Origin of the sequence: Limimonas halophila, from assembly GCF_900100655.1 — a bacterium.
GTDB lineage: Bacteria > Pseudomonadota > Alphaproteobacteria > Kiloniellales > Rhodovibrionaceae > Limimonas > Limimonas halophila.
Genome location: NZ_FNCE01000001.1, coordinates 1 through 24651 on the forward strand (window position 1 = coordinate 1; position 24651 = coordinate 24651).

23 protein-coding genes are annotated in these 24651 nt (G+C 70.9%); 17 read left to right on the forward strand and 6 right to left on the reverse strand.

The window, feature by feature from the left end; genetic code table 11:
* Positions 1-84 precede the first annotated feature (84 nt).
* On the reverse strand, positions 85-267 hold the full coding sequence (locus BLQ43_RS00005; protein WP_090018074.1) for a DUF1192 family protein: 183 nt from the start codon (positions 265-267) through the stop codon (positions 85-87).
* Positions 268-440: 173 nt separating this feature from the next.
* Between BLQ43_RS00005 and BLQ43_RS00010 the strand changes: the two genes are divergently transcribed.
* Positions 441-1445, forward strand: a complete 1005-nt coding sequence (locus BLQ43_RS00010) for an NAD(P)H-quinone oxidoreductase (protein ID WP_090018075.1) — start codon at positions 441-443, stop codon at positions 1443-1445.
* 334 nt (positions 1446-1779) lie between these two features.
* Positions 1780-2343, forward strand: coding sequence for a DUF1013 domain-containing protein (locus BLQ43_RS00015; RefSeq protein WP_090018076.1), 564 nt, complete (start codon positions 1780-1782; stop codon positions 2341-2343).
* Positions 2344-2401: 58 nt separating this feature from the next.
* Here BLQ43_RS00015 and BLQ43_RS00020 read toward each other — a convergent pair whose 3' ends face one another.
* Positions 2402-3178 (reverse strand): SDR family NAD(P)-dependent oxidoreductase, encoded by a 777-nt coding sequence (locus tag BLQ43_RS00020; protein ID WP_090018077.1) that lies wholly within the window; start codon positions 3176-3178, stop codon positions 2402-2404.
* Between the two features lie 309 nt (positions 3179-3487).
* Here BLQ43_RS00020 and BLQ43_RS00025 point away from each other — a divergent pair, with 309 nt between their 5' ends.
* Positions 3488-5395: a methyl-accepting chemotaxis protein gene (locus BLQ43_RS00025; RefSeq protein ID WP_090018078.1), complete on the forward strand. Its 1908-nt coding sequence runs from the start codon at positions 3488-3490 to the stop codon at positions 5393-5395.
* A gap of 39 nt (positions 5396-5434) precedes the next feature.
* Positions 5435-5872: a rhodanese-like domain-containing protein gene (locus BLQ43_RS00030; RefSeq protein WP_090018079.1), complete on the forward strand. Its 438-nt coding sequence runs from the start codon at positions 5435-5437 to the stop codon at positions 5870-5872.
* A 76-nt stretch (positions 5873-5948) separates the two neighbouring features.
* Here BLQ43_RS00030 and scpA read toward each other — a convergent pair whose 3' ends face one another.
* A complete protein-coding gene (scpA, locus tag BLQ43_RS00035; protein ID WP_245659385.1) occupies positions 5949-8099 on the reverse strand; it encodes a methylmalonyl-CoA mutase in 2151 nt (716 codons plus the stop codon).
* Positions 8100-8239: 140 nt separating this feature from the next.
* Between scpA and BLQ43_RS00040 the strand changes: the two genes are divergently transcribed.
* On the forward strand, positions 8240-9139 hold the full coding sequence (locus BLQ43_RS00040) for a homocysteine S-methyltransferase family protein (RefSeq protein WP_245659387.1): 900 nt from the start codon (positions 8240-8242) through the stop codon (positions 9137-9139).
* Between the two features lie 13 nt (positions 9140-9152).
* On the opposite strand, the gene BLQ43_RS00045 is transcribed toward BLQ43_RS00040, so the two are convergent.
* Positions 9153-9347: a hypothetical protein gene (locus tag BLQ43_RS00045; protein ID WP_090018081.1), complete on the reverse strand. Its 195-nt coding sequence runs from the start codon at positions 9345-9347 to the stop codon at positions 9153-9155.
* 138 nt (positions 9348-9485) lie between these two features.
* Here BLQ43_RS00045 and BLQ43_RS00050 point away from each other — a divergent pair, with 138 nt between their 5' ends.
* From BLQ43_RS00050 to BLQ43_RS00065, 4 genes are all read left to right on the forward strand, one after another.
* The gene (locus BLQ43_RS00050; RefSeq protein ID WP_090018082.1) at positions 9486-10418 is read left to right on the forward strand and encodes a 2-hydroxyacid dehydrogenase; all 933 of its coding nucleotides are present in this window, start codon (positions 9486-9488) and stop codon (positions 10416-10418) included.
* Between the two features lie 127 nt (positions 10419-10545).
* Complete coding sequence (locus BLQ43_RS00055) at positions 10546-10908, forward strand: response regulator (RefSeq protein ID WP_090018083.1); 363 nt, start codon at positions 10546-10548, stop codon at positions 10906-10908.
* Entirely contained in the window at positions 10908-11522 is a 615-nt protein-coding gene (locus tag BLQ43_RS00060; RefSeq protein WP_090018084.1) for a chemotaxis protein CheC, read from the forward strand. The genes BLQ43_RS00055 and BLQ43_RS00060 overlap by 1 nt, the downstream gene beginning before the upstream one ends.
* The gene (locus tag BLQ43_RS00065) at positions 11523-12485 is read left to right on the forward strand and encodes a sensor domain-containing diguanylate cyclase (RefSeq protein ID WP_090018085.1); all 963 of its coding nucleotides are present in this window, start codon (positions 11523-11525) and stop codon (positions 12483-12485) included.
* Positions 12486-12503: 18 nt separating this feature from the next.
* Here the strand turns inward: BLQ43_RS00065 and BLQ43_RS00070 are convergent, their stop codons facing one another.
* Positions 12504-13451 (reverse strand): polyprenyl synthetase family protein, encoded by a 948-nt coding sequence (locus BLQ43_RS00070; RefSeq protein ID WP_090018617.1) that lies wholly within the window; start codon positions 13449-13451, stop codon positions 12504-12506.
* 320 nt (positions 13452-13771) lie between these two features.
* On the opposite strand from BLQ43_RS00070, the gene BLQ43_RS00075 reads away from it, so the two are divergent.
* From BLQ43_RS00075 to ppdK, 8 genes are all read left to right on the forward strand, one after another.
* A complete protein-coding gene (locus BLQ43_RS00075; RefSeq protein WP_090018086.1) occupies positions 13772-13993 on the forward strand; it encodes a putative signal transducing protein in 222 nt (73 codons plus the stop codon).
* Complete coding sequence (locus BLQ43_RS00080) at positions 13990-14715, forward strand: tRNA1(Val) (adenine(37)-N6)-methyltransferase (protein WP_090018087.1); 726 nt, start codon at positions 13990-13992, stop codon at positions 14713-14715. The genes BLQ43_RS00075 and BLQ43_RS00080 overlap by 4 nt, the downstream gene beginning before the upstream one ends.
* 41 nt (positions 14716-14756) lie before the next feature.
* Positions 14757-15617, forward strand: a complete 861-nt coding sequence (locus BLQ43_RS00085) for a S49 family peptidase (protein WP_437123461.1) — start codon at positions 14757-14759, stop codon at positions 15615-15617.
* Between the two features lie 84 nt (positions 15618-15701).
* A complete protein-coding gene (locus tag BLQ43_RS00090) occupies positions 15702-16148 on the forward strand; it encodes a hypothetical protein (protein WP_090018089.1) in 447 nt (148 codons plus the stop codon).
* Positions 16149-16247: 99 nt separating this feature from the next.
* A complete protein-coding gene (locus BLQ43_RS00095; RefSeq protein WP_090018090.1) occupies positions 16248-16493 on the forward strand; it encodes a hypothetical protein in 246 nt (81 codons plus the stop codon).
* A 98-nt stretch (positions 16494-16591) separates the two neighbouring features.
* Positions 16592-17521 (forward strand): glycine--tRNA ligase subunit alpha, encoded by a 930-nt coding sequence (locus BLQ43_RS00100; protein ID WP_090018091.1) that lies wholly within the window; start codon positions 16592-16594, stop codon positions 17519-17521.
* Positions 17514-19655 carry a glycine--tRNA ligase subunit beta gene (gene glyS, locus BLQ43_RS00105; protein WP_090018092.1) on the forward strand — a complete coding sequence of 714 codons (2142 nt, stop codon included), beginning with the start codon at positions 17514-17516 and terminating at the stop codon, positions 19653-19655. The genes BLQ43_RS00100 and glyS overlap by 8 nt, the downstream gene beginning before the upstream one ends.
* A 9-nt stretch (positions 19656-19664) precedes the next feature.
* Positions 19665-22349, forward strand: a complete 2685-nt coding sequence (gene ppdK, locus BLQ43_RS00110) for a pyruvate, phosphate dikinase (RefSeq protein WP_090018093.1) — start codon at positions 19665-19667, stop codon at positions 22347-22349.
* A 239-nt stretch (positions 22350-22588) separates the two neighbouring features.
* On the opposite strand, the gene BLQ43_RS00115 is transcribed toward ppdK, so the two are convergent.
* Positions 22589-24376 (reverse strand): sensor histidine kinase, encoded by a 1788-nt coding sequence (locus BLQ43_RS00115; RefSeq protein ID WP_176758439.1) that lies wholly within the window; start codon positions 24374-24376, stop codon positions 22589-22591.
* Between the last annotated feature and the right edge of the window lie 275 nt (positions 24377-24651).

The following is a 24651-nucleotide window of genomic DNA, read 5'->3' on the forward strand; positions in this document are numbered from 1 at the left end:
CCCCGGGTCCCCGTGACGGACTCAACCATCGCGTTTGGAAGGCGTCCGTTGGCCTGACAGGCGCATCCAATACGCTTGTATTGGCTAAAGGTTGAAGAGCTTGTGCGCGCCCTCGATCTCGGCCTGCTTGGTGTCCAGCATGGCCTTCACGCGCTCCTGCTCTTCGGCGAGGGCCCGCTGATAGGCCTGCAGCTCTTCGATGGAGAAGGTGTCCAGCGGCTTGGTCTCGGTCAGGCGCTGGCGGGGATCGAGCGGATCGTCCTCCATGGCGCGCTCCTCCGGGGTGTTTGCGCGGCCGCGCCGGGGCGGGGTGTTTGCGCGGCTGCACCGAGGCGGGTTGCTTGCGCAGCTGCGCCGACGGTACGAGAGGCGCTACAGTTTATGCGACAAGATCGGCCGCCGCCATACGCGCGGCGCGGGATGAGGAGGAGGCCGAAGCCATGGCGGATGTTCTGCCCGACCACACCCACGCGGTCGAGATCAGTGAACCGGGCGGGCCGGAGGTGCTGCGGCTGGTACCGCGCCCCATGCCCGAGCCGGACACGGGCGAGGTGCTGATCGCCGTCGGCGCCGCGGGGGTGAACCGGCCCGACGTCTTCCAGCGCGAGGGGCGCTACCCGCCGCCGGAAGGCGCGTCCGACATTCCGGGGCTGGAGGTCGCCGGGACGATTCGCAAACTGGGGCCTAATGTCTCCGGTTTGAACGAAGGCGACACGGTCGTGGCGCTGGTCCCCGGCGGCGGGTACGCGAGCTACTGTGTCGCCCCGGCGGCGGTGTGCCTGCCCATCCCCGAGGGCTACGACGCCGTCCACGCGGCGGCGCTGCCGGAGGCGGCGTTCACCGTCTACGGCAACCTCTTCGAGCGCGGGCGGCTGCGCCCCGGCGAAACCCTGCTGGTCCACGGCGGCAGCAGCGGCATCGGGCAGATGGCGATCCAGATGGCCAAGGCGTTCGGCGCGCGCGTCTTCGCCACCGCGGGTTCGGCGGAGAAGTGCCGCGCGTGCGAGCAGGCCGGCGCCGAGCGGGCCGTCAACTACCGCGAGGAAGACTTCGTCGAGGTGGTCAAAAGCGCCACGGGTGGCGGCGTGAACGTCGTGCTGGACATGGTCGGCGGCGACTACATCCAGCGCAACATGAAGGCGCTGGCGCCCGAGGGGCGGCTGATCTTCATCGCCTTCCTCAAGGGCGCGACCGCGGAGGTGGACTTCACGCCGGTCATGCTGAAACGCCTGTCGCTGACGGGCTCGACGCTGCGGGCGCGCGAGCTGAGCTTCAAGGCGACGCTGGCGGCGAAGCTCAGGGCCTACGTCTGGCCGCTGCTGGAGCGGAAGGCCATCCGCACGCGCGTCCACTGCACCTACAGGCTCAGCGAGGCGGCGGACGCGCATCGCCTGATGGAGTCCTCGCAGCACATCGGCAAGATCGTGCTCGTGCCCGACGCCTGATCCGGCCGCTGCGGTAAACGCCGTCCCGGTCGTTCGCCGGGATGGCCACCGCCGGCGGGTTTCGCTGCCGGCGCGCGCGCCCTATATTGGGGGTGAGGCGCGGGCGGCGCCGGCATGTCCGCAGCCGGCATGGCCGCCCGCCGATCCGGCCGCTTTCCGGGTCCGCACCGGTTCCCCCAGGTTCCAGAGGTTCCGGCTCCGCACCGGCGAGGGCGGCCGCGGGAACGCGCGTCACCCACATCAATACCATGTCCGGGCGCCGCGCCCGGGCGCAGCAAGCAGCCGGCCCGGACGGCCTTTTCCGCGGGGGCCGCAGCCAGGCGAGGGAGCAACCATGACAAGACCGCTGATGCCCAAGGCCACGGCCGTGTGGCTGGTGGAGAACACCTCGCTGACGTTCGACCAGATCGCCGCGTTCTGCGGCCTGCATCCGCTGGAGGTGCAGGGCATCGCCGACGGCGAGGTCGCCGGCGGGATGCAGGGCATGAACCCCGTGGAGAACGGGGAACTGACCCAGGCCGAGATCGAGCGCTGCCAGCAGGACCCGGCGGCCCGCCTGCAATCCCGCGAGGCGGACCTGCCGCGCCCGTCCGAGCGCACGAAGGGGCCCAAGTACACCCCCATTGCCAAGCGCCAGGACAAGCCCGACGGCATCCTCTACCTGCTGCGCTACCATCCGGCGGTGAAGGACACCCAGATCTGCCGCCTGCTCGGCACGACCAAGAACACCATCAACCAGGTGCGCGAGCGCACGCACCGCAACTACGCCAACATGCGCCCGCGCGATCCCGTGTTGCTGGGGCTGTGCACGCAGTCGGAGCTGAACCACGTCATCGAGGTGGCCGAGCAGCAGGCCCAGCGCGAGGGCCGGCAGCGCTCCCAGGCCGAAGAGGGGTAAACGCCCGAAGCGCCGCCGCGCGCGGGGCCGCTCGGCCCCGCGGCTTCGGCGGCCTCCCTCAGTCTTCCACCGGAACGGTGTAGTTGAGCGCCAGGCGCCCGCCGTCGGCGTAGATGCACTCGCCCGTGATGTAGCTGGACTCGGGGGAGGCCAGGAAGGCCGCGATCTGGGCGATCTCGTCCGGCTCACCCAGGCGGCCCATGGGCGTGCGGCTCATCACCGCGCGCCACTTCTCCGGATCGCTGGCGACCTGCTTGACCATCTCCGTGCCGATCGAGCCCGGTCCGATGGCGTTGGCGCGGATGCCGTGCTTGGCAAGGCCCAGCGCCTCCACTTTGGTCAGCTGGTTGATGCCGCCCTTGCTGGCGACGTAGGGCGCGATCTCCGGGATCGCCACGACGGCGTTGATCGAGGACATGTTGACGATCGTGCCGCCGCCGCCCTGGGCGACCATCTGGCGCGCGGCGGCCTGGCCGGTGAGGAAGGCGCCTTTCAGGTTGGTGCGGATGACGCGGTCGAAATCCGTCTCGTCAAGCTCAAGGAAATCCGCCTTGGCCACCAAAGCGGCGTTGGCGACGGCGCAATCCAGCCGCCCGTAGGTGTCCACCGCACGCTGGATCAGCGCGTCCACCTGCGACCGGTCCCCGACGTCGCAGGGCTGATAGACGGCCTCCCCGCCGGCGTCGCGGATGCCCTTTGCGGCGGCCTCGCCGCCGGCGTCGTCCACGTCCGCGAGCACCACCTTCGCGCCTTCACGGGCGAAGCGCTCGGCGACGGCCTGGCCGATGCCCTGGGCCGCGCCGGTGATGACGGCGACCTGGTTTTCCAGCCGCATCCTTGCCTCCTCTGGTCGCGGTTCTTCGGACAACCTGTAGCAGACGGCAACGCCGCCGCAGAGGGGCGCCGCACGCACCGGCGCGGCATCGGGCTCACGCCCTCGTGAGGCGCGAGTGAGGCGCACGCTTTACAGGCGTCGCGCGGTTTCTTACTATTGCTCAAAATTTTGGATATCTTGTCCGCAGCATTTGGAACGGTCGTTTTGCATGTTCGTGAAATAATTTGAGGCAAAATACAAGGCGCGAAAGTCCCGGGTTCAGTCCGGCGAGGGGGCGATGGTGCGGACGCTTTTGACCGGCGGGAAACAATGAGCGAGCGTGCGGCGGACAACCGGGCGCCGGGCTTCGTGCGCGGGCACGGCGTAACGATCGCGGTGGCGCTGGCGTTCCTGGCCGTGTTGACCAGCGCGGCCTTCGTCGGGCGCGACATGACGGCGCGCTACGAGACCATCGTCGGTGACTTCCAGCACAAGCAAACCAAGCAGATGGTGCAGGTGCAGGTCGCCGAGATGGCCTGGCAGCGCTACGCCGGCACCGTGACCCAGGTGGCGGTGCGGTCGGCGTCCAACGACGCGTTGGTGAGCGCGCTGCGCGAGCGTGAGACGGACAAGCTCACCGATCTGCTGGGCGAGGAGTTCAACCAGGAGGCGATCTCGACCGGCCAAGTCGTGCTCCACGGCGTCGGCGCCTACGACACCGACGGCAACCGCGTCGCGCGCACCTGGCAGGACGTCGGCCCGGCGCCGCTGCCGGACGCCCTGATGGACAAGATCTATGGGCGCGAGGGCGCGAGCCGGCTGGAGGCCGTGGAGCACGCCTGGACGCACCAGGGGCGGCCCCTGCTGTCGGTCGCGGTGCCGCTGGGCGGGCTGCAGCTCCACGGCTATCTGGTGATGCACTTCGACGTGCTGCACGCCCTGCGCAACCTGGACAGCAACCTCGACCGCGAGGTGACCTTCCTCACCGCCGGCGGCGGCGAGGTGCTCACGCGGCTGTCGCACATCGACCTGCCCGACAGCGCGCAGACCCGCGTGGTCGAGGTGCCCATCGCCACGCCCGGCGGCGCGCCGCTGATGACCGCGCGCATCCGCCAGGACGTCTCCAGCCTGATGACCCGGCTGGCGGACGCGCGGCGAACGTCCTTCATCACCTTCCTGATCGTCTGCGGCACCACCGGCCTTGCCGCGGTGGGCCTGATCGCCGTGGTCTTCGCCCGCATGCGCCGGCGCGAGGCGGCGATGCGCGAGCGCGAGGAGGCTATGCGCGCGGATGCCGAGCGCGCGCGGCTGGACCAGGAGCGCTCGGAGCGCCAGCGGGTGGAGAACGACAAGGCGCGCGAGCTGCGCCAGGCCCTGGTCTCGCTGTGCGACGACATCGAGCAGGACACCAATGCCCTGTTCGGCGAGATCCAGAACAAGGCCGGCTCGATGCGCGAGCTGGCCACGAGCATGACCGGCGGCATGCGCTCGATCGAGGACCGCGCCCAGGCGATGCGCGACACCGCCACCGCCGCCGCCGACAACGTGCAGGCCGTCGCCTCCGCGACCGAGGAGCTGACGCAGTCCAGCCAGGACATCCGCGGGCGCACCACGGAAGCCACGCGCCACATCTCGGAAGCGGCGGATCTGGCGCGGCGCTGCGACAGCCAGACCCAGCAGCTCGAAACCTACGCGGAAAAGATCGGCGGCGCGGTGAAGCTCATCCGCGAGATCGCCGAGCAGACCAACCTGCTTGCGCTCAACGCCACGATCGAGGCGGCGCGCGCCGGGGAGGCGGGCAAGGGCTTCGCCGTCGTGGCGAACGAGATCAAGCAGCTCGCCAATCAGGTCGCCAAGGCCACGGACGAGATCTCGGAGCAGGTCACCGGCATTCAGAGCGCGACGCAGGAGTCCGTTTCGGCCATCCGCACGGTTTCCGAAACCATCGCCAAGGTCGAGGAAACCGCCGGCACCATCGCGGACTCCGTGACACAGCAGGACCAGGCCACCCAGGACATCGCGGGCCACATCCAGAGCGCCTCCGACGGCATCCAGGACGTGGCCGCCAAGGTCGCGGAGACGGCCGAGGAAACGCGTACAACCACGCAGATGAGCGATCAGGTCAACGACTCCGCCGTCGAGGTGTCGCAGCGCCTCGACCGGGCGCTCGACGAACTCACGGACAAGCTGGCGCGCACGCGCGCCGAGAACGGGGCCGGGCAAGGGGACGCGGCCTGAGCGCCGCAGGCTTCACGCCACATCGAAGGGGGAACGACCATGCTGAACACGATCAAGGCCACGCTGGCGGCGCTGGCCGCCGTCGCCGTGCTCGGCGGCGCGGCGCAGGCCGCGGACGACGAGAAGGCGCCCATGCAGATCGACGGCGCCACGACCGTCGACGCCGACAAGGTGATCCAACTTTATAAAAACAAAGACAAACTGAAGATCATCGATTCCCGCAAGCCCGGCGACTACAAGGCCGGTCACATCGAAACGGCGACCAACCTGCCCAACACCGAGACCAACGCCGAGACGCTGAGCGAGCATCTGGCGTCCAAGAGCACACCCGTTCTCTTCTACTGCAACGGCGTCAAGTGCGGGCGTGCCGCAGATGCCGTGAAAACGGCCGTGAACGCGGGCTACGAGAACGTCTACTACTACGCCCTCGGCATGGCGGAGTGGAAGAAGAAGGGCCTACCGCTCGTGCAGGAGTGAGCGCCGGCCCGCACCGCCTTGACGTGCAAGCGCCCCGCCGGCCGGACCGGCGGGGCGTTGTCGTCTCCGGCCCCGCTTACGCCGCGCGGGCGGGCGTGATCAGTTCCAGGATGTCGCGGGCGGCGCGGGGGATGGGCGTGCCCGGCCCGAAGATCGCGGCGACGCCCTCGTTCAAGAGGCGCTCGTGCTCCTGGTGCGGGATGACGCCGCCGCAGACGACGCGGATATCGGCGGCGTCCTGCTGGCGCAGCTCGTCCAGCAGGTCGGGCACGAGCGTGCCGTGCGCGCCCGCCTGGGTGGAGACGCCGATGACGTGGACGTCGTTCTCGATGGCCTGTTGCACGGCCTCGGCGGGCGTCTGGAAGAGCGGGCCCACGTCCACGTCGAAGCCGATGTCGGCGAAGGCGCTGGCGATCACCTTGGCGCCGCGGTCGTGGCCGTCCTGGCCCATCTTCACCACCAGCATGCGCGGCCGGCGCCCGGCCTGCTCGGCGAAAGCGCGCACGTCGGCGCGCACCTTCTCGAAGGTCTCGTCGCCTTCGTAGGCGGCGCCGTAGACGCCGGAGATCGTGCTCGTCGCCGCCTTGTGCCGGCCGAAGACGCGCTCCAGGGCGTCCGAGGCCTCGCCCACCGTGGCGCGGGCGCGCATGGCCTCGATCGTCAGCGCCAGCAGGTTGGACTCGCCGTCGCGCGCGCCGTCCTCCAGCGCCTGGAGCGCCCGGTTTACGGTGTCCGGGTCGCGCTCGGCGCGCACGCGCTCCAGCTTTTTGGATTGGTCGGCCAGCACCTTGCGGTTGTCGATGGCGCGCACCTCGACCTCGTCGCGCTCGGGCGGCCGGTAGGCGTTGACGCCGACGAGGATGTCCTCGCCCCGGTCGACGCGGGCCTGGCGGCGCGCGGCGGCCTCCTCGATGCGGCGCTTGGCGGTGCCCGCCTCCACGGCGCGCGTCATGCCGCCCTGTTCCTCGATCTCGTCGATGAGGGCCTGGGCGCGCTCCATGAGGTCGCTGGTGAGCTTTTCCACGTAGTAGCTGCCGCCCAGCGGATCGACGGTGTCGCCGACGCCCGTTTCGTCGCGCAGGACCAGCTGGGTGTTGCGCGCCAGCCGCGCGGAGAAGTCGCTCGGCAGCGCCACGGCCTCGTCGAGCGCGTTGGTGTGCAGCGACTGCGTGCCGCCCAGCACGGCGGCCAGCGCCTCCACGGTGGTGCGCACGACGTTGGTGTAGGGGTCCTGCTCCTGCAGCGAGACGCCGGAGGTCTGGCAGTGCGTGCGCAGCGCCAGCGAGCGCGGGTCCTGCGGCTCGAACTGCTGCATCAGCCTGGCCCACAGCGTGCGCGCGGCGCGCAGCTTGGCGACCTCCATGAAGAGGTTGGTGCCGATCGCGAAGAAGAAGGAGACGCGCGGGGCGAACTGGTCCACGTCGAGCCCGCGGGCGCGGGCGGTGCGCACGTACTCCAGCCCGTCCGCCAGGGTGTAGGCCAGCTCCTGGTCCGCCGTCGCCCCGGCCTCGTGCATGTGATAGCCGGAGACGGAGATGGCGTTGAACCTGGGCATGTGGTGGGCGCAGTGGGCCATGATGTCGGCCACGATGCGCATCGAGGGCTGGGGCGGGTAGATGTAGGTGTTGCGGACCAGGAACTCCTTGAGGATGTCGTTCTGGATCGTGCCCGCGAGCTTGTCCTGGGAAACGCCCTGTTCCTCCGCCGCCACGATGAAGGACGCCAGCACGGGCAGCACCGCGCCGTTCATCGTCATCGACACCGTCATCTGATCCAGCGGCACGCCGTCGAAGAGGATCTTCATGTCCTCGACGGTATCGATGGCGACGCCCGCCTTGCCCACGTCGCCGGAGACGCGCGGGTGGTCGCTGTCGTAGCCGCGGTGCGTGGGCAGGTCGAAGGCGACGGAAAGGCCCGTCTGCCCGGCCTTCAGCGCGTCGTGGTAGAAGCGGTTGGTTTCCTCCGCCGTGGAGAAGCCGGCGTACTGCCGGATCGTCCAGGCGCGGTTGGTGTACATCGTCGCCCGCGGGCCGCGCGTGTAGGGCGGGAAACCGGGCATCGAGCCCAGGTGGTCCAGGCCCGCCAGCGCGTCCTCGGTGTAGAGCGGGTCGATGCGGATGCCCTCGGGGGTGTCGCGCGCCAGCCCCTCGGGATCGTCGCCCTTCAGCTCGCGCCGCGCCTTGTCGGCCCAGTCGTCGCGGGTGCGCTTGGGAAACCCGTCGGCCACGATGCCACCTCTTCGGCTGCTCGGCTGGTTGGCAGGATATCGCCGCGACGGTGTGTGAGTCGATGCACCGCAAAACGGCCCGGCTTGCATCGGACCCGACGTGGGTCGAAGCTGTCCGCGCCAACCGCAGGGAGGTGAGCGTGAACGCGAAGCTGAAACGGCTGACCGACGGCGGGCGGCTGCTGCTCGACGGCGGCCTGGGCGAGGAACTGGTGAACCGCGGGATCGACACCTCGACCGGGCTGTGGTCGGCGCAGGCGCTGCTGTCCGAGCCCGACAAGGTGGTCGCCGCCCACCGCGACTTCATCGACGCCGGCGCGGACGTGCTGACCACGAACAGCTACAGCACCACGCGCCGGCGCTTTCCCGACGACGGCGACTTCCAGCGCATGAACCGCAGCGCCGGGGCGTTGGCGCAACGCGCCCGGGCGGAGGCCGAACGCGACGTCGCCATCGCGGGCTCGCTGCCGCCCATCTTCGGCAGCTACCGGCCGGAGCTCGTGCGCCCCATGGCGGAGCTGGAGCCGCTCTACCGCGCGCAGGCGGACATCCTGGCCGAGTACGTCGACCTCTTCCTGTGCGAGACGATGTCCACCAGCGGCGAGGCCCTGGCGGCGGCGCGGGCCGCGGCGGCGACGGGCCTGCCGGTGTGGGTGTCGTGGACACTGGCGGACGACGGCACGGGCAAGCTGCGCAGCGGTGAGACCGTCACCCAAGCGGTCGAGGCGCTCGACGGCCTCGACGTGCGTGCCGTGCTGGTAAACTGCGCCATCCCGGAAAGCGTGGACGCCGCGCTGCCGGAGCTCGCACGCGCCGCCGCCGGGCGCCCCTTCGGCGCCTACGCCAACGCCTTCCAGCCCATCGCGCCGGGCACGGGCGTCAACGACGGCCGCGAGCTGCCGGACGCGCGCGCGGACCTCGGCCCCGACGCCTATGCGGATTTCGCCGGCGGCTGGCTGGATGCGGGCGCGCGCATCGTCGGCGGCTGCTGCGAGGTCGGACCAAGCCACATCGCGCGGCTGAAGGAACGCTTCTTCTGATGGGCGCGCGCGCTCACGCCTTGCGCTCGGGATCGTCCGCGTCCCGGTCCGTATCCTCGCGGCGGCGGCGCGCGGTGTCCTCGGCGCTCTCCGCGTCCTCGCCCTCGTTGGCGACCTGCTCCAGCTCCTCGGCCTTCTCCTTGGCCTTCTCGGAGGCCTTGCGGGTCAGGCGGCCGAGCTGGCGCATGCGCTTGTCCCAGTCGATCATCCCGGCGAACCTCGCGGGTCGTGTGACGGCAGGCCGAGCGTATCACGCGCCCACCCGGCCGGTCAGGCCGCGTGCGGGGCGCGGACGGCGGCAACGGCCACGGCCCGAGCACGCCCTCGATCGAACGGAACCACCCCAATGAGCTTCCTTGTCCAATCCATCGATGGGGATGCCGAGCAGTGGCGGTCGCTGCTGCACGCCGCGCTGCCGGACCACACCATCCGCGTTTATCCCGACGACCTCGACGATCCGGCGAGCGTGCGCCACGCGCTGGTGTGGCAACCGCCGGCCGGGCTGCTCGCGTCGCTGCCCAACCTGGAGGCCATCTTCTCCATGGGCGCGGGCGTGGACCACATCCTGCGCGATCCCGAGCTGCCGGCGGACGTGCCCATCGTGCGCCTCGCCGACGCCGGGCTGCGCCAGGGCATGGTGGAATACGTGACCCTGGCGGTGCTGCGCCACCACCGCGCGCTGCGCGGCTACATCGAGCAGCAGGCCCAGCGCCGCTGGGCGGAGATCCCGGTGCCGCTGGCGGGCGGGCGCCGCGTGGGCATCCTCGGCCTGGGCGAGCTGGGGCAGGCGTGCGCCACGGCGCTGGCCGGGCTCGGCTTCGACGTCGCGGGCTGGGCGCGCACCCCCAAGCAGGTGCCGGGTGTGACGACCCACGCCGGCACGGACGGGCTGGAAACGCTGCTGGCGCGCTCGGACATCCTAGTCTGCCTGCTGCCGCTGACCGACGCCACGCGCGGCATCCTCAACCGCACGACCCTGGAAAAGCTGCCGCCGGGCGCGTGCGTGGTGAACGTGGCGCGCGGCCAGCACCTCGTGCAGCCGGACCTGCTGGCGCTGCTCGACAGCGGCCACCTGGCCGGGGCGACGCTGGACGTGACCGACCCCGAGCCGCTGCCGGCCGCCGACCCCCTTTGGGCGCATCCGCGCGTGCTCGTCACGCCCCACGTCGCTGCCCCCACGAAGCCTGAGTCCGCGGTGCCCGAGATCGCGGGAAACGTTCGCCGCCTGGCGCGCGGCGAACCCCCGGCGCCGATCGTGAACCGGAATACCGGATATTAAGCCCGCGCATGCAAGGTTGGGGTGCTTGCCCCGCCGTGGCGGTAGCATGTAAGCGATGGAAAGCTGCCGGGCCGAGGGTCCGGGAATGGGGGGCGCGCCGCTGTCGCGTGCCGGATGGGGAGGAGCCATGACGCTGTCCGTCATCGTCGCCGACGACTCCACGCTCGGCCGCAAGCAGGTGATGCGCGCGCTGCCGGCGGACTGGGACGCCGAGGTGCGTCAGGCGAAGAACGGGGAGGAAACCCTGGCGGCTGTGCGCCAGGGCGCGGACCTGCTCTTCCTCGACCTCACGATGCCGGACTACACGGGCTTCGACGTGCTGCAGATGATGGGCGACGAAGGCATCGTCTGCCCCACCTTCGTGGTCTCCGCGGACGTGCAGCCCCGCGCCATCGAGCGCGCCAAGGGGCTGGGGGCGCTCACCTTCGTCGAAAAGCCGGTGGACGCGGAGAAGCTCCAGGCCGCGCTGGCAGAGCACGGGTTCCGCTGATGGTCGAGCCGCTCTCGGAAGATCAGGCGGACGCCCTCCAGGAGGTGACGAACGTCGCCATGGGCCGGGCGGCACGCTCGCTGTCCACCTTGCTGGACACCTTCGTCACCCTGGCGGTGCCGCGCGTGCAGGTGGTGGACGCCGCCAACGCCGCCGAGGCCGTGCAGGAAACCGCGCATCTCCCCGGCACGGTGACGGCCGTGCGCCAGGCCTTCTTCCACGGCCTGCGCGGGGAGGCGCTGACGCTCTTCGCGCCGGGCGGCGGCCACAACGTCGCCGATCTCCTGGGCCTCGACGCCGACGACGCGGATCAGCCGCCCGAGGACGAAATCCTCATCGAGACCTCCAACATCCTCGTGGGCGCGATCCTCAGCGGGCTGGGCGAACAGCTGGACACCCAGTTCAGCTACACGCCGCCGTCGGTGTTCGCCAAGAACACGCCCATGGACCGTGTGCTCGACCCAGGTGATCTGGAGTGGACGACGGCGCTGCTGGTGGAGGTGACCTTCACGCTGGAATCGCGCAACTTCGTCTGCCACGTCCTCGTGCTGCTGGCCGAAGACTCCATCGCCGTGATCCGCCAGGCGCTGGACCGGCTGCTTGAAGACTTGTAAATGACGCAGACCTCCGAACCCGGCCCCGACTTCGCCGCGCTGGTCGACAACATCAACGTCGGCATCGTGGTCGTGAACCGCGACTTCGAGATTGTGTCGTGGAACCGCTTCATGGCGGCGCACAGCGGCCACGGCGCCGACGCGGTGGTGGGCCGGAACATCTTCGAGGCGTTCCCGGAGCTGCCGCAGCGCTGGCTCAAGCAAAAGCTGCGCAGCGTCTTCCTGCTCAACCACCAGGCCTTCTCGTCCTGGGAACACCGGCCCTATCTTTTCGAATTCCCGCACAACCGCCCCATCACGGGCGGCGTGGACGCGATGCGCCAGGACTGCACCTTCTTCCCCATTCCGGACGACAGCGGCGAGCCGGCCTACGTCTGCATCACCATCTTCGACATGACGGACGCCAGCATCTACCAGGAGCGCCTGCAGCGCACGAAGCAGGACCTGGAGGAGCTGAGCGCGCGCGACCGGCTGACGTGGCTGTACAACCGCGGCCAGTTCGAAACCGAGCTGCACGCCGCCTTCAAGCACCGCGAGCGCCACGGCGGGCATTTGGCGGTAATCCTGCTGGACATCGACCACTTCAAGACGATCAACGACCACCAGGGCCACGACACCGGCGACGCCGTGCTGCGCCACCTCGCCGTGTGCATCCGCGACAGCATCCGCGCCAGCGACGTGGCCGGCCGCTTCGGCGGGGAGGAGTTCGCGCTCTTCCTGCCGGAGACCGACATCGCCGGCGCGCGCGCCGCCGCCGAACGCCTGCGCCAGCACATCCACGAACACCCGGCCGAGCACAACGGCATGGCCGTCGGCATCACGGTCAGCATGGGCGTCAGCGAGGCCACCGACGGCATGCCGGACCCGGAGGCCCTGATGAAGGAGGCCGACCTGGCCCTGTATCAGGCCAAGGAAGCCGGCCGCGACCGCATCGTCGTGTACGGGGAAAACGGCGCCGGCTAACGCGTCGCCTCGCCGGCTTCAGTACGCCCGGGCGGTGGAAAAGCGCAGGGCTTCCAGCAGGGCGTCCTTGATGGGGCCGTCGGCGAAGCCGGAAATGGCCTCGCGCGCGTCGCGGGCGTAGCTCTCCGCCCGGGCGATGCCGGCGTCCAGCGCGCCGTGGCGGTGCAGCAGCTCCATGGCGTGGGCCATATCGCCCTCGCGCTGGTCCAGCTCCTCCAGGCAGCGGCGCCAGAAGGCACGCTCCCGCTCGTCGCCGCGCGCGAAGGCGTGCACGACGGGCAGGGTGATCTTGCCCTCGCGGAAGTCGTCGCCCACGCGCTTGCCCAGTTTTTCCGCCTCGGCGGAGTAGTCGAGCACGTCGTCGACCAATTGGAAGGCAATGCCGAGCCCGCGCCCGAAGCGCTCCAGCGCCTTTTCCTCGGCCCGCGGGCGCTCGGCGACCACCGCGCCCACGCGCGCGGCGGCGGCGAAGAGCGCGGCCGTCTTGGCGGTGATGACGTCGAGGTAATCGCCCTCGTCCGTCTCGGTGTCGTTGGCGGTGAGGAGCTGGTTGACCTCGCCCTCGGCGATCACGGCCGAGGCGTCGGAGAGGATGCGCAGCACGTCCAGCGAGCCGTCGGCCACCATGAGCTGGAAGGCGCGCGAGAAGAGGAAGTCGCCCACCAGCACGCTTGCCTGGTTGCCCCACAGGGAGTTCGCCGTGTCCAGCCCGCGGCGGAGCTGGCTTTCGTCGACGACGTCGTCGTGCAGCAGCGTGGCGGTGTGGATGAACTCGACGCTCGCCGCGAGGCCGATGTGGCGCGAGCCCGTGTGGCCGCACATGCGCGCGGTGGCGAGCGTGAGCAGGGGGCGCAGGCGCTTGCCGCCGGCTGCCACGATGTGCCCCGCGAGCTGCGGAATCAGCGGCACGTCCGACTGCATCCGCTGAACGATCGTGGCGTTGACCTGCTCCAGGTCGTCCGCCATCAGCCGGTGCAGCGGGGTCAGGCCGGTTTCGCCCGTCACGGTTCCGGTCGCTGGTGCGCTGGCCGCCAAGTGCGCGTCCGTCGCTGGTGGGTGGCCGGGGGCTGCGCCCCGCTCCGGTTCGTGGTCGGGCACGCCGTGCCCCGATCGCGTTCGTGGCCCGGGCCGGCCCGCGCAGGGGACATTGCCGCTGCCGCGCCGCGACTGTATCACAGCCGGTAGCACATCTGGGCCGCAGGCCAAACGCCTTTGTGCGGCGGGGACAATAGGCGGGGGCGCGCCCGGGTCAAGTGCCCCGCCCGCGGCGCCGGAAAGGGCTCGGCATGCGCGAACTGGTGCGCACCAACGACGTGGTCTGGCTGTCCTGGCTGCAGGCGCTGCTCTCCGACGCGGGGATCGAAGCGGTCGTGCTGGACACCCACGCCTCGGTGCTGGAGGGCTCCATCTCCGCCATTCAGCGGCGGCTGTGCGTGCACGCCGACGACCACGCGCGGGCGCTGCGCACCCTTCAGGACGCGGGCGAGATCAGCAGCTCCACCCCATGAGCGCGGACGTCCGGGAAGACGCATTGCTGGACGGGCGGGTGCGCCTGCGCCAACCGGCCGCAGGGTATCGCGCCGCCGTCGATCCCGTGCTGCTGGCCGCTGCGGTGCCGGCGCGGGCGGGGGAGCGCGTGCTCGACCTTGGCTGCGGCGTCGGCCCGGCGGCCTTGTGCCTGCTGGCGCGCATGCCGGGCGCGTGGGCGGCGGGGCTGGAGATCCAGGCCGAGCTGGCGGCGCTGGCGCGCGAGAACGCGGCGCTCAACGGCCGCGCGGACGCGCTGGGGATCGCGGTGGGCGACGTGGGCCGGCCGCCCTTCCGCGCGGGCGCCTTCGACCACGTCATGGCCAACCCGCCGTACCAGCGCGCCGGCCACGGCCGCGCGCCCGCCGATGCGGTCGCCAACGTCGAGGGCGTGGCCAAGCTCCCCGACTGGCTGGCGGCGATGGCGGCGCTGGTGCGCCCGCGCGGCAGCGTCAGCGTCGTCCACCGCGCCGACCGCCTGGACGAGGTGATGCGCGGCCTCCCGGCCTCGCTGGGCGAGGTGACGGTGATCCCGCTGTGGCCCGGCCCCGGCACGGCGGCCAAGCGCGTCATCGTGCGCGCCCGGCGCGGCGTGCGCACCCCGGCGAGCCTGACGGCCGGCCTCGTCCTGCACGCGGCCGACGGCCGCTACACCCCGGCCGCCGAGGCGGTGCTGCGCGGCGGTGAGGCGTTGTCTGTTTGAGCTTGGCACGGCGGGCTGCATCGGGCATCCCCGGATACATGGTGAATCGGCCGAACGTGGAGACTTGGCCCCTGATCCGCCGCTTGCCGCCGGTCGTCTCGGTGGTGCGGCTGCAGGGGGCCATCGGCGCGGCGGGCACGCTGCGCGGCGGCATGACGCTCGCCGGTTTGGCGGGGCCGCTGTACCGCGCCTTCAAGACGCCGCGCGTGAAGGCGGTGGCGCTGGCGATCAACTCGCCCGGCGGCTCGCCCGTGCAGTCGGCGCTGCTGGCCCAGCGCATCCGCGACCTGGCGCGCGAGCACGACGTGCCCGTCTACGCCTTTTGCGAGGACGCGGCGGCCTCGGGCGGCTACTGGCTGGCGTGCGCGGCCGATCAGATCCACGCGCACCCCAGTTCCATCGTCGGCTCCATCGGCGTGGTCAGCGCGGGCTTCGGTTTTCCCGAGCTGCTACGCCGCCACGGCGTCGAGCGCCGCGTCTACACGAGCGGCGAGAAGAAGGTCATCCTCGACCCCTTCGAGGAGGAGGACCCCGACGACGTCGCGCGCTTGAAGGGCATCCAGGCCGACATCCACGAACAGTTCAAGGCCATGGTGCGCGAACGCCGCGGCGGCAAGCTGCACGCGGACGAAGCCGACATCTTCTCCGGCGCCTTCTGGACGGGGCAGCGCGCCTTCGAGCTCGGGCTCGTGGACGGCCTGGGGGAGATGCGGAGCACGCTGCGCGGCATCTACGGCCCGCGCGTGCGCCTGCGCGAGGTGCCGATCCAGCGCAAGCTCTTCGGCCGAATCCCGATCGGCGGCCGTTCGACACCGGCCGCGGACACGGGCGGCGGCACCTGGACCGGCGACGTGCTGGCGGGCTTGGAAGAGCGCGCGCTGTGGGGCCGCTACGGCTTGTGAGGTACGCCGCCCTGCGAGGTGTCGCGCCGCGGCGGTTGTGTGGCACGCTGAAATTCACGCAGTGCGGCGCAAGGGGGCACCGGCATGCTTCGCGACGCGGCCATCGGATTTGCCGGCGGGGCGCTGGGCGGGCTGGTGAACGCGCTCTTCGTCTGGATCGTGGGCCTGCTCGGCATCACGGCGGCGCTGGGGATCGACGTGGCGCCGCCCCTGGCCTCGGGGATGATCTACAGCAAGATCACCTGGGGCGGGGTGTTCGGCTTCTTCTTCCTGGCCCCCTTCCTGCAGCGCTGGCGGCTGGTGCAGGGGCTGGTCATCTCGCTGCTGCCCAGCTTGGTCCAGCTCGTGATCGTCTTCCCGGTGAAGACGGACGCCGGTTTCCTGGGGCTCGGCCTGGGCGGGCTGACGCCCGTGTTGGTGCTCGTGGCGAACGCGGTCTGGGGGCTGGCCGCCGGGGCGGTCGTGCTGCTGGCGGAACGCGGCCTGCCGGCGCGGGCGGGGCGCGGTGAAGGCCAGCACGCCCGGGTCTGACCGGCAGGGCCGTCCTGGCGTGGGCTGCGTCCTTTCGGGGGCGCGCGGCCGGGCGTGTACGGCTTGACGCTTGCCACCGCGCGCCGTCATATACCCGGCATGTTTCTCAAGCTCTTGGTGCTGGTCGCGGTGGTCGTGGGCGTGTGGCAGGCGTTCAAGTACGCCCAGCGCCTGCAACTGCGCCGCGAAGAGAAGGCGCGGCTGGCCGGCGACCCCAAGGCGCGGGCGCGCGAGAACGCCGAACGCGCGCCGCGCGCGCAGGACCTCGTCCAGTGCAGCGTTTGCAGCGCCTACGTTCCCAGCAAGAACCCACCCAACTGCGGGCGGCCGGACTGCCCGCACTAATCCGTGCGGACGCATCCGCGCCGGGGGCCGTTGATTCCCCCGCGTCACGCCGATAGGTTCCACGCCCGCTTGCGCACGGCATACCCGGGTAGCATTTCATGGCCACGACGGGCGGCCTCGGCCACCACGATCCGAGCACGTGTTTCCAGCGTCTGGTGCTGACGCTCCAGGACTACTGGGCCCGACAGGGCTGCGTGCTCCTCCAGCCCTACGACATGGAAGTCGGGGCGGGGACCTTCCATCCGGCGACGACACTGCGCGCGCTCGGCCCGGAAACCTGGAACTGCGCCTATGTGCAGCCCTCGCGCCGGCCCACCGACGGGCGCTACGGCGAGAACCCCAACCGGCTGCAGCACTACTATCAGTTCCAGGTGCTGATGAAGCCCTCGCCGGCGGACAGCCAGGAGCTGTACCTGGGCTCGCTGAAGGCCATCGGGATCGACCCGCTGCGCCACGACATCCGCTTCGTCGAGGACGACTGGGAAAGCCCGACCCTGGGTGCCTGGGGCCTCGGCTGGGAGGTCTGGTGCGACGGCATGGAGGTGACGCAGTTCACCTACTTCCAGCAGGTCGGCGGCATCGACTGCGATCCCGTCTCCGTCGAGTTGACCTACGGCATCGAGCGGCTGGCGATGTACGTCCAGGGCGTGGAAAACGTCTTCGACCTGGACTGGGATGGCGTGCCCAAGGACAAGGGCGGCAAGACCTACCGCGACGTCTTCTGGCAGAACGAGCGCGAGTTCTCCGCCTACAACTTCGAGCACGCCGACACCGAGGCGGTGTTCCGCCACTTCCGCGACGCCGAGGACGCCTGCCACCAGCTGCTCAATCTGGACGAGCCGCTGCCCTTGCCGGCCTACGACCAGTGCATGAAGGCCAGCCACCTCTTCAATCTGTTAGATGCTCGCGGGGTGATCTCAGTAACCGAGCGGCAGGCCTACATCGGCCGCGTCCGCGATCTCGCCAAGGGCTGCTGCGAAGCTTGGCTGGCCACCCAGACCGGCGCGAAGGAGCGGGCCCGTGGCTGAATTCCTGCTCGAACTCGCTTCCGAGGAGATCCCGGCGCGCATGCAGGCCCGCGCGGCCGAGGAGCTGCGCCGCCGCGCCGCCGCCCATCTGGACAAGGCCGGGCTCGCCCACGCCGAGATCGCCACCTACGTGACGCCGCGCCGCCTCGCGCTCGTGGTGGAGGGGCTGCCGCACAGCCAGCCGGACACGAGCGAAGAGAAGCGCGGACCCAAGGTTGGCGCGCCCGAGAAGGCGGTGCAGGGCTTCCTGCGCGGGGCCGGGCTGACCTCGATCGAGGAAGCCGAGGTCCGCGAGACCGAGAAAGGGCGCTTCTACTACGCCGTGCGCCACATTCCGGGGCGCGCCACGCCCGAGGTGCTGGCGGAGATCGTCCCCGAGCTGGTGCGCGAGCTGCCCTGGCCCAAGTCGATGCGCTGGGGCACCCACGGGCTGCGCTACGTGCGGCCGCTGCACAGCATCCTGGCGCTCTTCGACGGCCGTCCCGTGCCGGGCGAGCTGGACCTGGACGGTGACACGCTCGCCTTCGGGCGGGTGACGCGCGGCCACCCCTTCCTGGCGCCCGACGCCTTCACCGTGGAGTCCGCGGCCGACTACCGGGCGCAGCTTCACGCCGCTAGCGTCATGGTGGACCCGGACGAGCGCCGCGAGAGCATCCGCCGCCAGGCCGCCGAGGCGGCCGGGCGCGAGGGGTTGACGCCCAAGGCGGACGAGGGGCTGCTCGCCGAGAACGCCGGGCTGACGGAATGGCCGGTGGTCCACATGGGCACGATCGACGAGCAGTTCATGACGCTGCCGCCGGAAGTGCTCACGGTCTCCATGCGCACGCACCAGAAGTACTTCGCCGTCGAGCATCCGGACGGCCAGCTGGCGAACCGCTTCCTCGTCGTCGCCAACATCGAGACGGCCGACGACGGCGCGGCCGTGGTCGCCGGGAACGAGCGCGTGCTGCGCGCGCGCCTCGCGGACGCCGCTTTCTTCTGGGACCAGGACCGCAAGACCCCGCTGCGCGACCGCGTGGGCGATCTGGCCGGGGTGGTCTTCCACGCGCGCCTGGGCACGCTCTACGACAAGGTCGGGCGCATGGACGCGCTTGCCGTGCACCTGGCGGAAACCGTCGGCGCCGACCGCGACAAGGCCAGCTCCGGCGCGCGTCTCGCCAAGGCCGACCTGACCACCGCGATGGTGGACGAGTTCCCCGAACTCCAGGGCCTGATGGGCAGCTACTACGCCGAGGCCGACAACGAGCACGCGGAGGTCGTGCGCGCCGTCGCCGACCACTACGCCCCGCAGGGGCCGGGCGAGGCGTGCCCCTCGGCGCCCGAGGCCGTCGCGGTCGCGCTGGCGGACAAGCTGGACACGCTCGCCGGCTTCTTCGCCATCGACGAGAAGCCCACGGGCTCCAAGGACCCCTTCGCGCTGCGCCGCGCCGCGCTGGGCGTCATCCGCCTGATCGTGGAGAACGAGCTGCGCCTGCCGCTGGCCGCGCCCATCCGCGAGGCGCTGCGGCTCCAAAACGCTGAGGCGCGGCAGGCCCTCGCCGAGCGCGCGCCGCACGCCGCGGGCGAGACGGCGGCGGGCGAGACGCAGCTCGTCGGCGAGCTGCTGAGCTTCCTCACCGACCGCCTCAAGGTGGTGCTGCGCGGCAAGGGCGTGCGCCACGACCTCATCGCCGCGTGCTTCGCCGTGGAGAAGCCCGACGGCGGCGCCGAGGACGATCTGGTGCGCCTGCTGGCCCGCGTGGACGCGCTGGAGCGCTTCCTGAAGAGCGACGACGGCGCCAACCTGCTCACGGCCTACCGCCGCGCGGCGCGCATCGTCGAAAAGGAAGAGAAGAAGGACAAGGCGCGCTTCGACGCGCCGGTGGACCGCGACCGCCTGACGGCCGAGGCCGAGCACGCCCTGCACGAGGCGCTGACGGCGGCCGCGGGCGAGGCCCACGCGGCGCTGGCGCGCGAGGACTTCACGGCCGCCATGCGCGCGCTGGCGGCCCTGCGCCGGCCCGTGGACGCCTTCTTCGACGGCGTCACGGTCAACGCGGACGATCCGGCGCTGCGGGCGAACCGTCTGCGCTTGTTGAAGCAGATCGGCGCCACCCTGGCGCGGGTCGCCGATTTCTCGAACATCGAGGGGTAAGCTGCCGCCATGAGCACCAAACAGGTGTACAGCTTCGGGCCCGACGGGACGGAAGGCCGCTCCGACATGCGCGAGCTGTTGGGTGGCAAGGGCGCGAACCTGGCCGAAATGGCCTCGCTCGGCCTGCCGGTGCCGCCGGGCTTTACGATTTCCACCGCGGTGTGCGCGCACCACACCGAGACGGGCGGCTACCCGGAGGGGCTGACGGACGAGGTCCGCGAGGCCCTGGCCAAGGTGGAGTCCCGCGTGGGCGCCCGCTTCGGCGACCCGAAAAACCCGCTGCTGGTTTCCGTGCGTTCGGGCGCGCCGGCCTCGATGCCCGGCATGATGGACACCGTCCTCAACCTGGGCCTCAACGACGAGACGGTGCGCGGGCTGGCGGACAAGGCGCAGGACGAGCGCTTCGCCTACGACAGCTACCGCCGCTTCATCCAGATGTTCGGCGACGTCGTGCTCGGCATCGACCACAGCCGCTTCGAGGAGGCGCTGGAGCTCTACAAGGAAGAGCACGGCTACAACCTGGACACCGAGTTGACGGCCGACGACTGGAAGGCGCTGATCGAGCAGTTCAAGCAGATCGTCGAGGACGAGACGGGCGAGCCCTTCCCGCAGGACCCCGAGCAGCAGCTCTGGAAGGCGATCAACGCCGTCTTCGGCTCGTGGATGAACCAGCGCGCCGTCACCTACCGCCGCCTGCACAACATCCCCCAGAATTGGGGCACGGCCGTGAACGTGCAGGCCATGGTGTTCGGCAACATGGGCGACGACTGCGCCACGGGCGTCGCCTTCACGCGCGACCCCTCGACGGGTGACAATGAGTTCTACGGCGAGTTCCTGCCCAACGCGCAGGGCGAGGACGTCGTCGCCGGCATCCGCACGCCGCAGCCGCTGACCACGCACGCCAAGCAGAAGAACGACAGCGATCTGCCGGCGCTCGAAGAGACGATGCCCAGCGTCTACCGCCAGCTTCACGACGTGCGCCAGAAGCTGGAAAGCCACTACCGCGACATGCAGGACATCGAGTTCACCGTCCAGCGCGGCACGCTCTACATGCTGCAAACGCGCACCGGCAAGCGCACGGCGCGCGCCGCGCTGACGATCGCGGTGGACATGGTGAAGGACGGCATCATCACCGAGTCCGAGGCCGTCGAGCGCGTCTCCCCGGCCTCGCTGGACCAGCTCCTGCACCCGACCCTGGACCCCGAGGCCGAGCGCGAGGTCATCGCGCGCGGACTGCCGGCCTCGCCGGGCGCCGCGGCGGGCGTGGCCGTCTTCACCGCCGACCGCGCGGAGGAGCTGTCGCAGGCCGGCACGGACGTCATCCTGTGCCGCACCGAGACCTCGCCCGAGGACATCCACGGCATGCACGCCGCCAAGGGCATCGTCACCGCGCGCGGCGGCATGACCTCCCACGCCGCCGTGGTGGCGCGTGGCATGGGCCGCCCCTGCGTCGCGGGCGCCGGGCAGCTGCGCATCGACGAGCAGCAGCGCCGGATGATCGTGGACGGCGTGACCGTGAAGGAGGGCGACACGATCACGATCGACGGCGCCGCCGGTGAGGTCATCCGCGGCAAGGTGCCCACGGTGAAGCCCGAGCTGTCGGGCGAGTTCGCCACCTTCATGGGCTGGGCCGACCGCCTGCGCGAGCTGGGCGTGCGCACCAACGCGGAAACGCCGCAGGACGCGCGCACGGCCGTCGAGTTCGGCGCCCAGGGCATCGGGCTGTGCCGCACCGAGCACATGTTCTTCGAATCCGACCGGATCACGGCCGTGCGCGAGATGATCCTGGCGGAGAGTGAAGAGGGCCGGCGCGGTCCGCTGGCGCGCATCGAACCCATGCAGCGCCAGGACTTCGTGGACCTCTTCCGCATCATGGCCGGCTTCCCGGTCACCATCCGGCTGCTGGACCCGCCGCTGCACGAGTTCCTGCCGCGCGAGGACGCGGACATGCACGAGGTGGCGCAGGCCGCCGGCATGACGGTGGACCAGGTGCGCGCCCGCGCGCTCAAGCTCACCGAGGCCAACCCCATGCTGGGGCACCGCGGCTGCCGCCTCGGGATCACCTATCCCGAGATCTACGAGATGCAGGTGCGGGCGATCTTCAACGCCGCCGCCGATGTCGCCGAGGAAACCGGCGAAACGGTCGAGCCCGAGATCATGATCCCGCTCGTGGCCGTGGCGAAGGAGCTGGAGATCCTGCGCGGGCTGGTCGACCGCGTGGCGAGCGAGGTGATGAAGGACCGGGGCACGCGCATCGCCTACAAGGTGGGCACGATGATCGAGCTGCCGCGGGCGGCCATGCTGGCGGACGCCATCGCCAAGCACGCCGACTTCTTCTCCTTCGGCACCAACGACCTGACGCAGACCGCCTTCGGCATCTCGCGCGACGACGCCGCGAGCTTCATGCCCACCTATCAGAGCCAGGGCATCCTCTCGACCGACCCCTTCATCTCGCTGGACCAGGACGGGGTCGGCAAGCTGGTCGAGATGGGCGCCCGCGAGGGCCGGCGCAGCAACCCGGCGCTCAGCCTGGGCATCTGCGGCGAGCACGGCGGCGACCCGGATTCCATAGGCTTCTGCCAGGGCACGGAGCTGGAGTACGTCTCCTGCTCGCCCTATCGCGTGCCCATCGCCCGGCTGGCGGCGGCCCAGGCCGCCATTCGCCAGCGCAAGGCGCAGCGCGCGGCCGCCTGATACCAGCGAGCCAATCAAGTCGTAGGCTGCGAGAGCAACGCCCCATCCCTCTCTGGGTTTCGGGCTGTCGCCCTAAACCCGTCTCCCCCTTGCCCTGGAGGGGGACAGGCGAGCTTTGCTTGCCTCGCGCGCCGCAGGCGCGCAAGGGGGAGATGACAGTGGGGGTTGGGGTCGATGATCTCATCAGCTCGGCCGCGTGAGGCGGCCCAACCACGCCGGTGGGGCGGCGGTGGGCTGGATCAGCCCGCCGCCGTTTCAGCCCCGGCGGTGGCCGGTGGCAGGTCCACGTGCACCGTCGTACCCACGCCGGCGGTGCTGTCCACGGTGAGCGTTCCGCCGTTGAGTTCGGCGAGGCGCTTGGACAGTGGCAGCCCCAGGCCGGTGCCGCCGTGGTCGGCGAGGTGGGCGTTGCTGCGCACCTGCTGGAAGGGCTCCAGCGCGGTCGCCACCTCGTCGGCGTCCATGCCCGGCCCGCCGTCGGAAACTGAGAGGCGCACGGTGTCCCCGGGGCGCGTTTCCGCCGCGACGCGGACGACCGTCCCGGCCGGCGCGAACTTCACCGCGTTGCTGACCAGGTTCGTCAGGATCTGGCGCGTGTGCCGCTCGTCCGCGTGGATGGCCGGGAGATCCGCCGGGACATCCGACTCCAGGAACACGTTGGCGGCGCGCGCGCGGCGCTCCAGCAGGCGCAGCGTGCGGCGCACGGTGTCGCGCACGTCCAGCGCGTCCGCTTCCACGTGCATCTGGCCGGCCTCGATCTTCGAGATGTCGAGGATGTCGTTGATGATGTCGTGCAGGTGCCGGCCCGCGCCCAGGATGTCGTTGGCGTAGTCGCGGTAGCGGTCGTTGCCCAGCTCGCCCAGCGATTCGTTCGCCATGATCTCGCTGAAGCCGATGATGGCGTTCAGCGGCGTGCGCAGCTCATGGCTCATCGCGGCGAGGAACTGGCTCTTCATGCGGTCGGCCTGCTCGGCACGCTCCTTGGCCGCGTTCAGGGCTTGCTCCAGGCGTTTGTGCTCGCGCATGTCATGGACGACCGCGAGCATGAGCGTTTCGCCCTGCCAGTCGATCTGCGCGCCGGCGATGTCCACGGGCACCTTCGAGCCGTCGGGGCGCAGGCAGCTCATGCCCGATGCCTGCGCCCAGCCGCGCGTGCTCACCTGCCGGTAGAAGGCGCTCAGCGCCGCCATTTCGTCGGGGTGGACGGCGCTCGGCCGCACCGTGGTAATCTCGTCCTCGCTGTAGCCGAGCATGGCGCAGGCGGCGGGGTTGGCGTCGACGATGCGGTCGCCGGGCACGTCGACCAGGAAAATGCCGTCGTAGGAGCGCTCGAAGATCTGGCGGAAGCGCGCTTCGGAGTCGCGGAGCGCGGCGTTGCGGCGGTGCAGGTCGTCCAGGGTGTCCGCCACATGGTCCAGCATGCGCCCGCTGGCATCCACAAGGTCCGCGATCTCGTCGCGCGCGGGGGCGCTCGGCAGCTGTGTGCGCGGGGCGGACTCCGGGCGCTCGGCCACCGTCATGAGGCGGCGCCGCAGGTGCAGCACCGGCAGCAGCACGCGGCGACCCACGAAGAACAGCAGCACCCCTGTGGTGCCCAGCGTGACCACGGCCACGAGGCCGCCCACGCGCAGGACGTAGGCCGACAGCTTGGCCGCGGCGTCGGAGCTGTCGAAGCGCGCCGCGACGGCGTAGGGCAGCCCCGTCGTCTCGGCGGGCCAGCACACCTCGTAGACCCGCATGTCGTCGCGCGTCACCCCGCCGGCGCCCATCTCCGGGCAGCGGTGCGCGAGGCGCGGCGGCACGCCCTGATGGGCCAGCACCCGGCCGTCCGGCGCCAGCACGGCGGCTCCCATCCAGCGGCTGTTCTCCGTGGCGCGCTCGAGCTTGTCGGTGAAGCTGGTGCGGCTGTCCTGCGGGATCTGCTTGGCGGCCCGGATGTAGGCCAGCCCCTCGGTCTCCACCTGCTCCAGCAGCTCGGCGCGGTTGTTGTAATAGGACGGCACGAGCAGAAGAATTTCAATCGTCACGATTGAAACGACCACGGCCAACGCAAGTCCACCGAGGAGGCGGCTGCGGGCGGCACGGCTCGCGTGCGTCCAGATCGACCCGGGCGGCCAATGTTTCATACCAAAGATGTAGCAAGCTTGGGATGAACACACCAGCAGATTTTCAATATTTAAATTAATTCGCGCCGAATTTGGGCGGCTTCGATGCGGTATTGCCGGGGACCCGTCGGCGGTCCGACGGCGCGGCCGGCGCCGGGCCGTTTGCGCGCCGGGCGCGCATGGCGCAGGCTCACGCG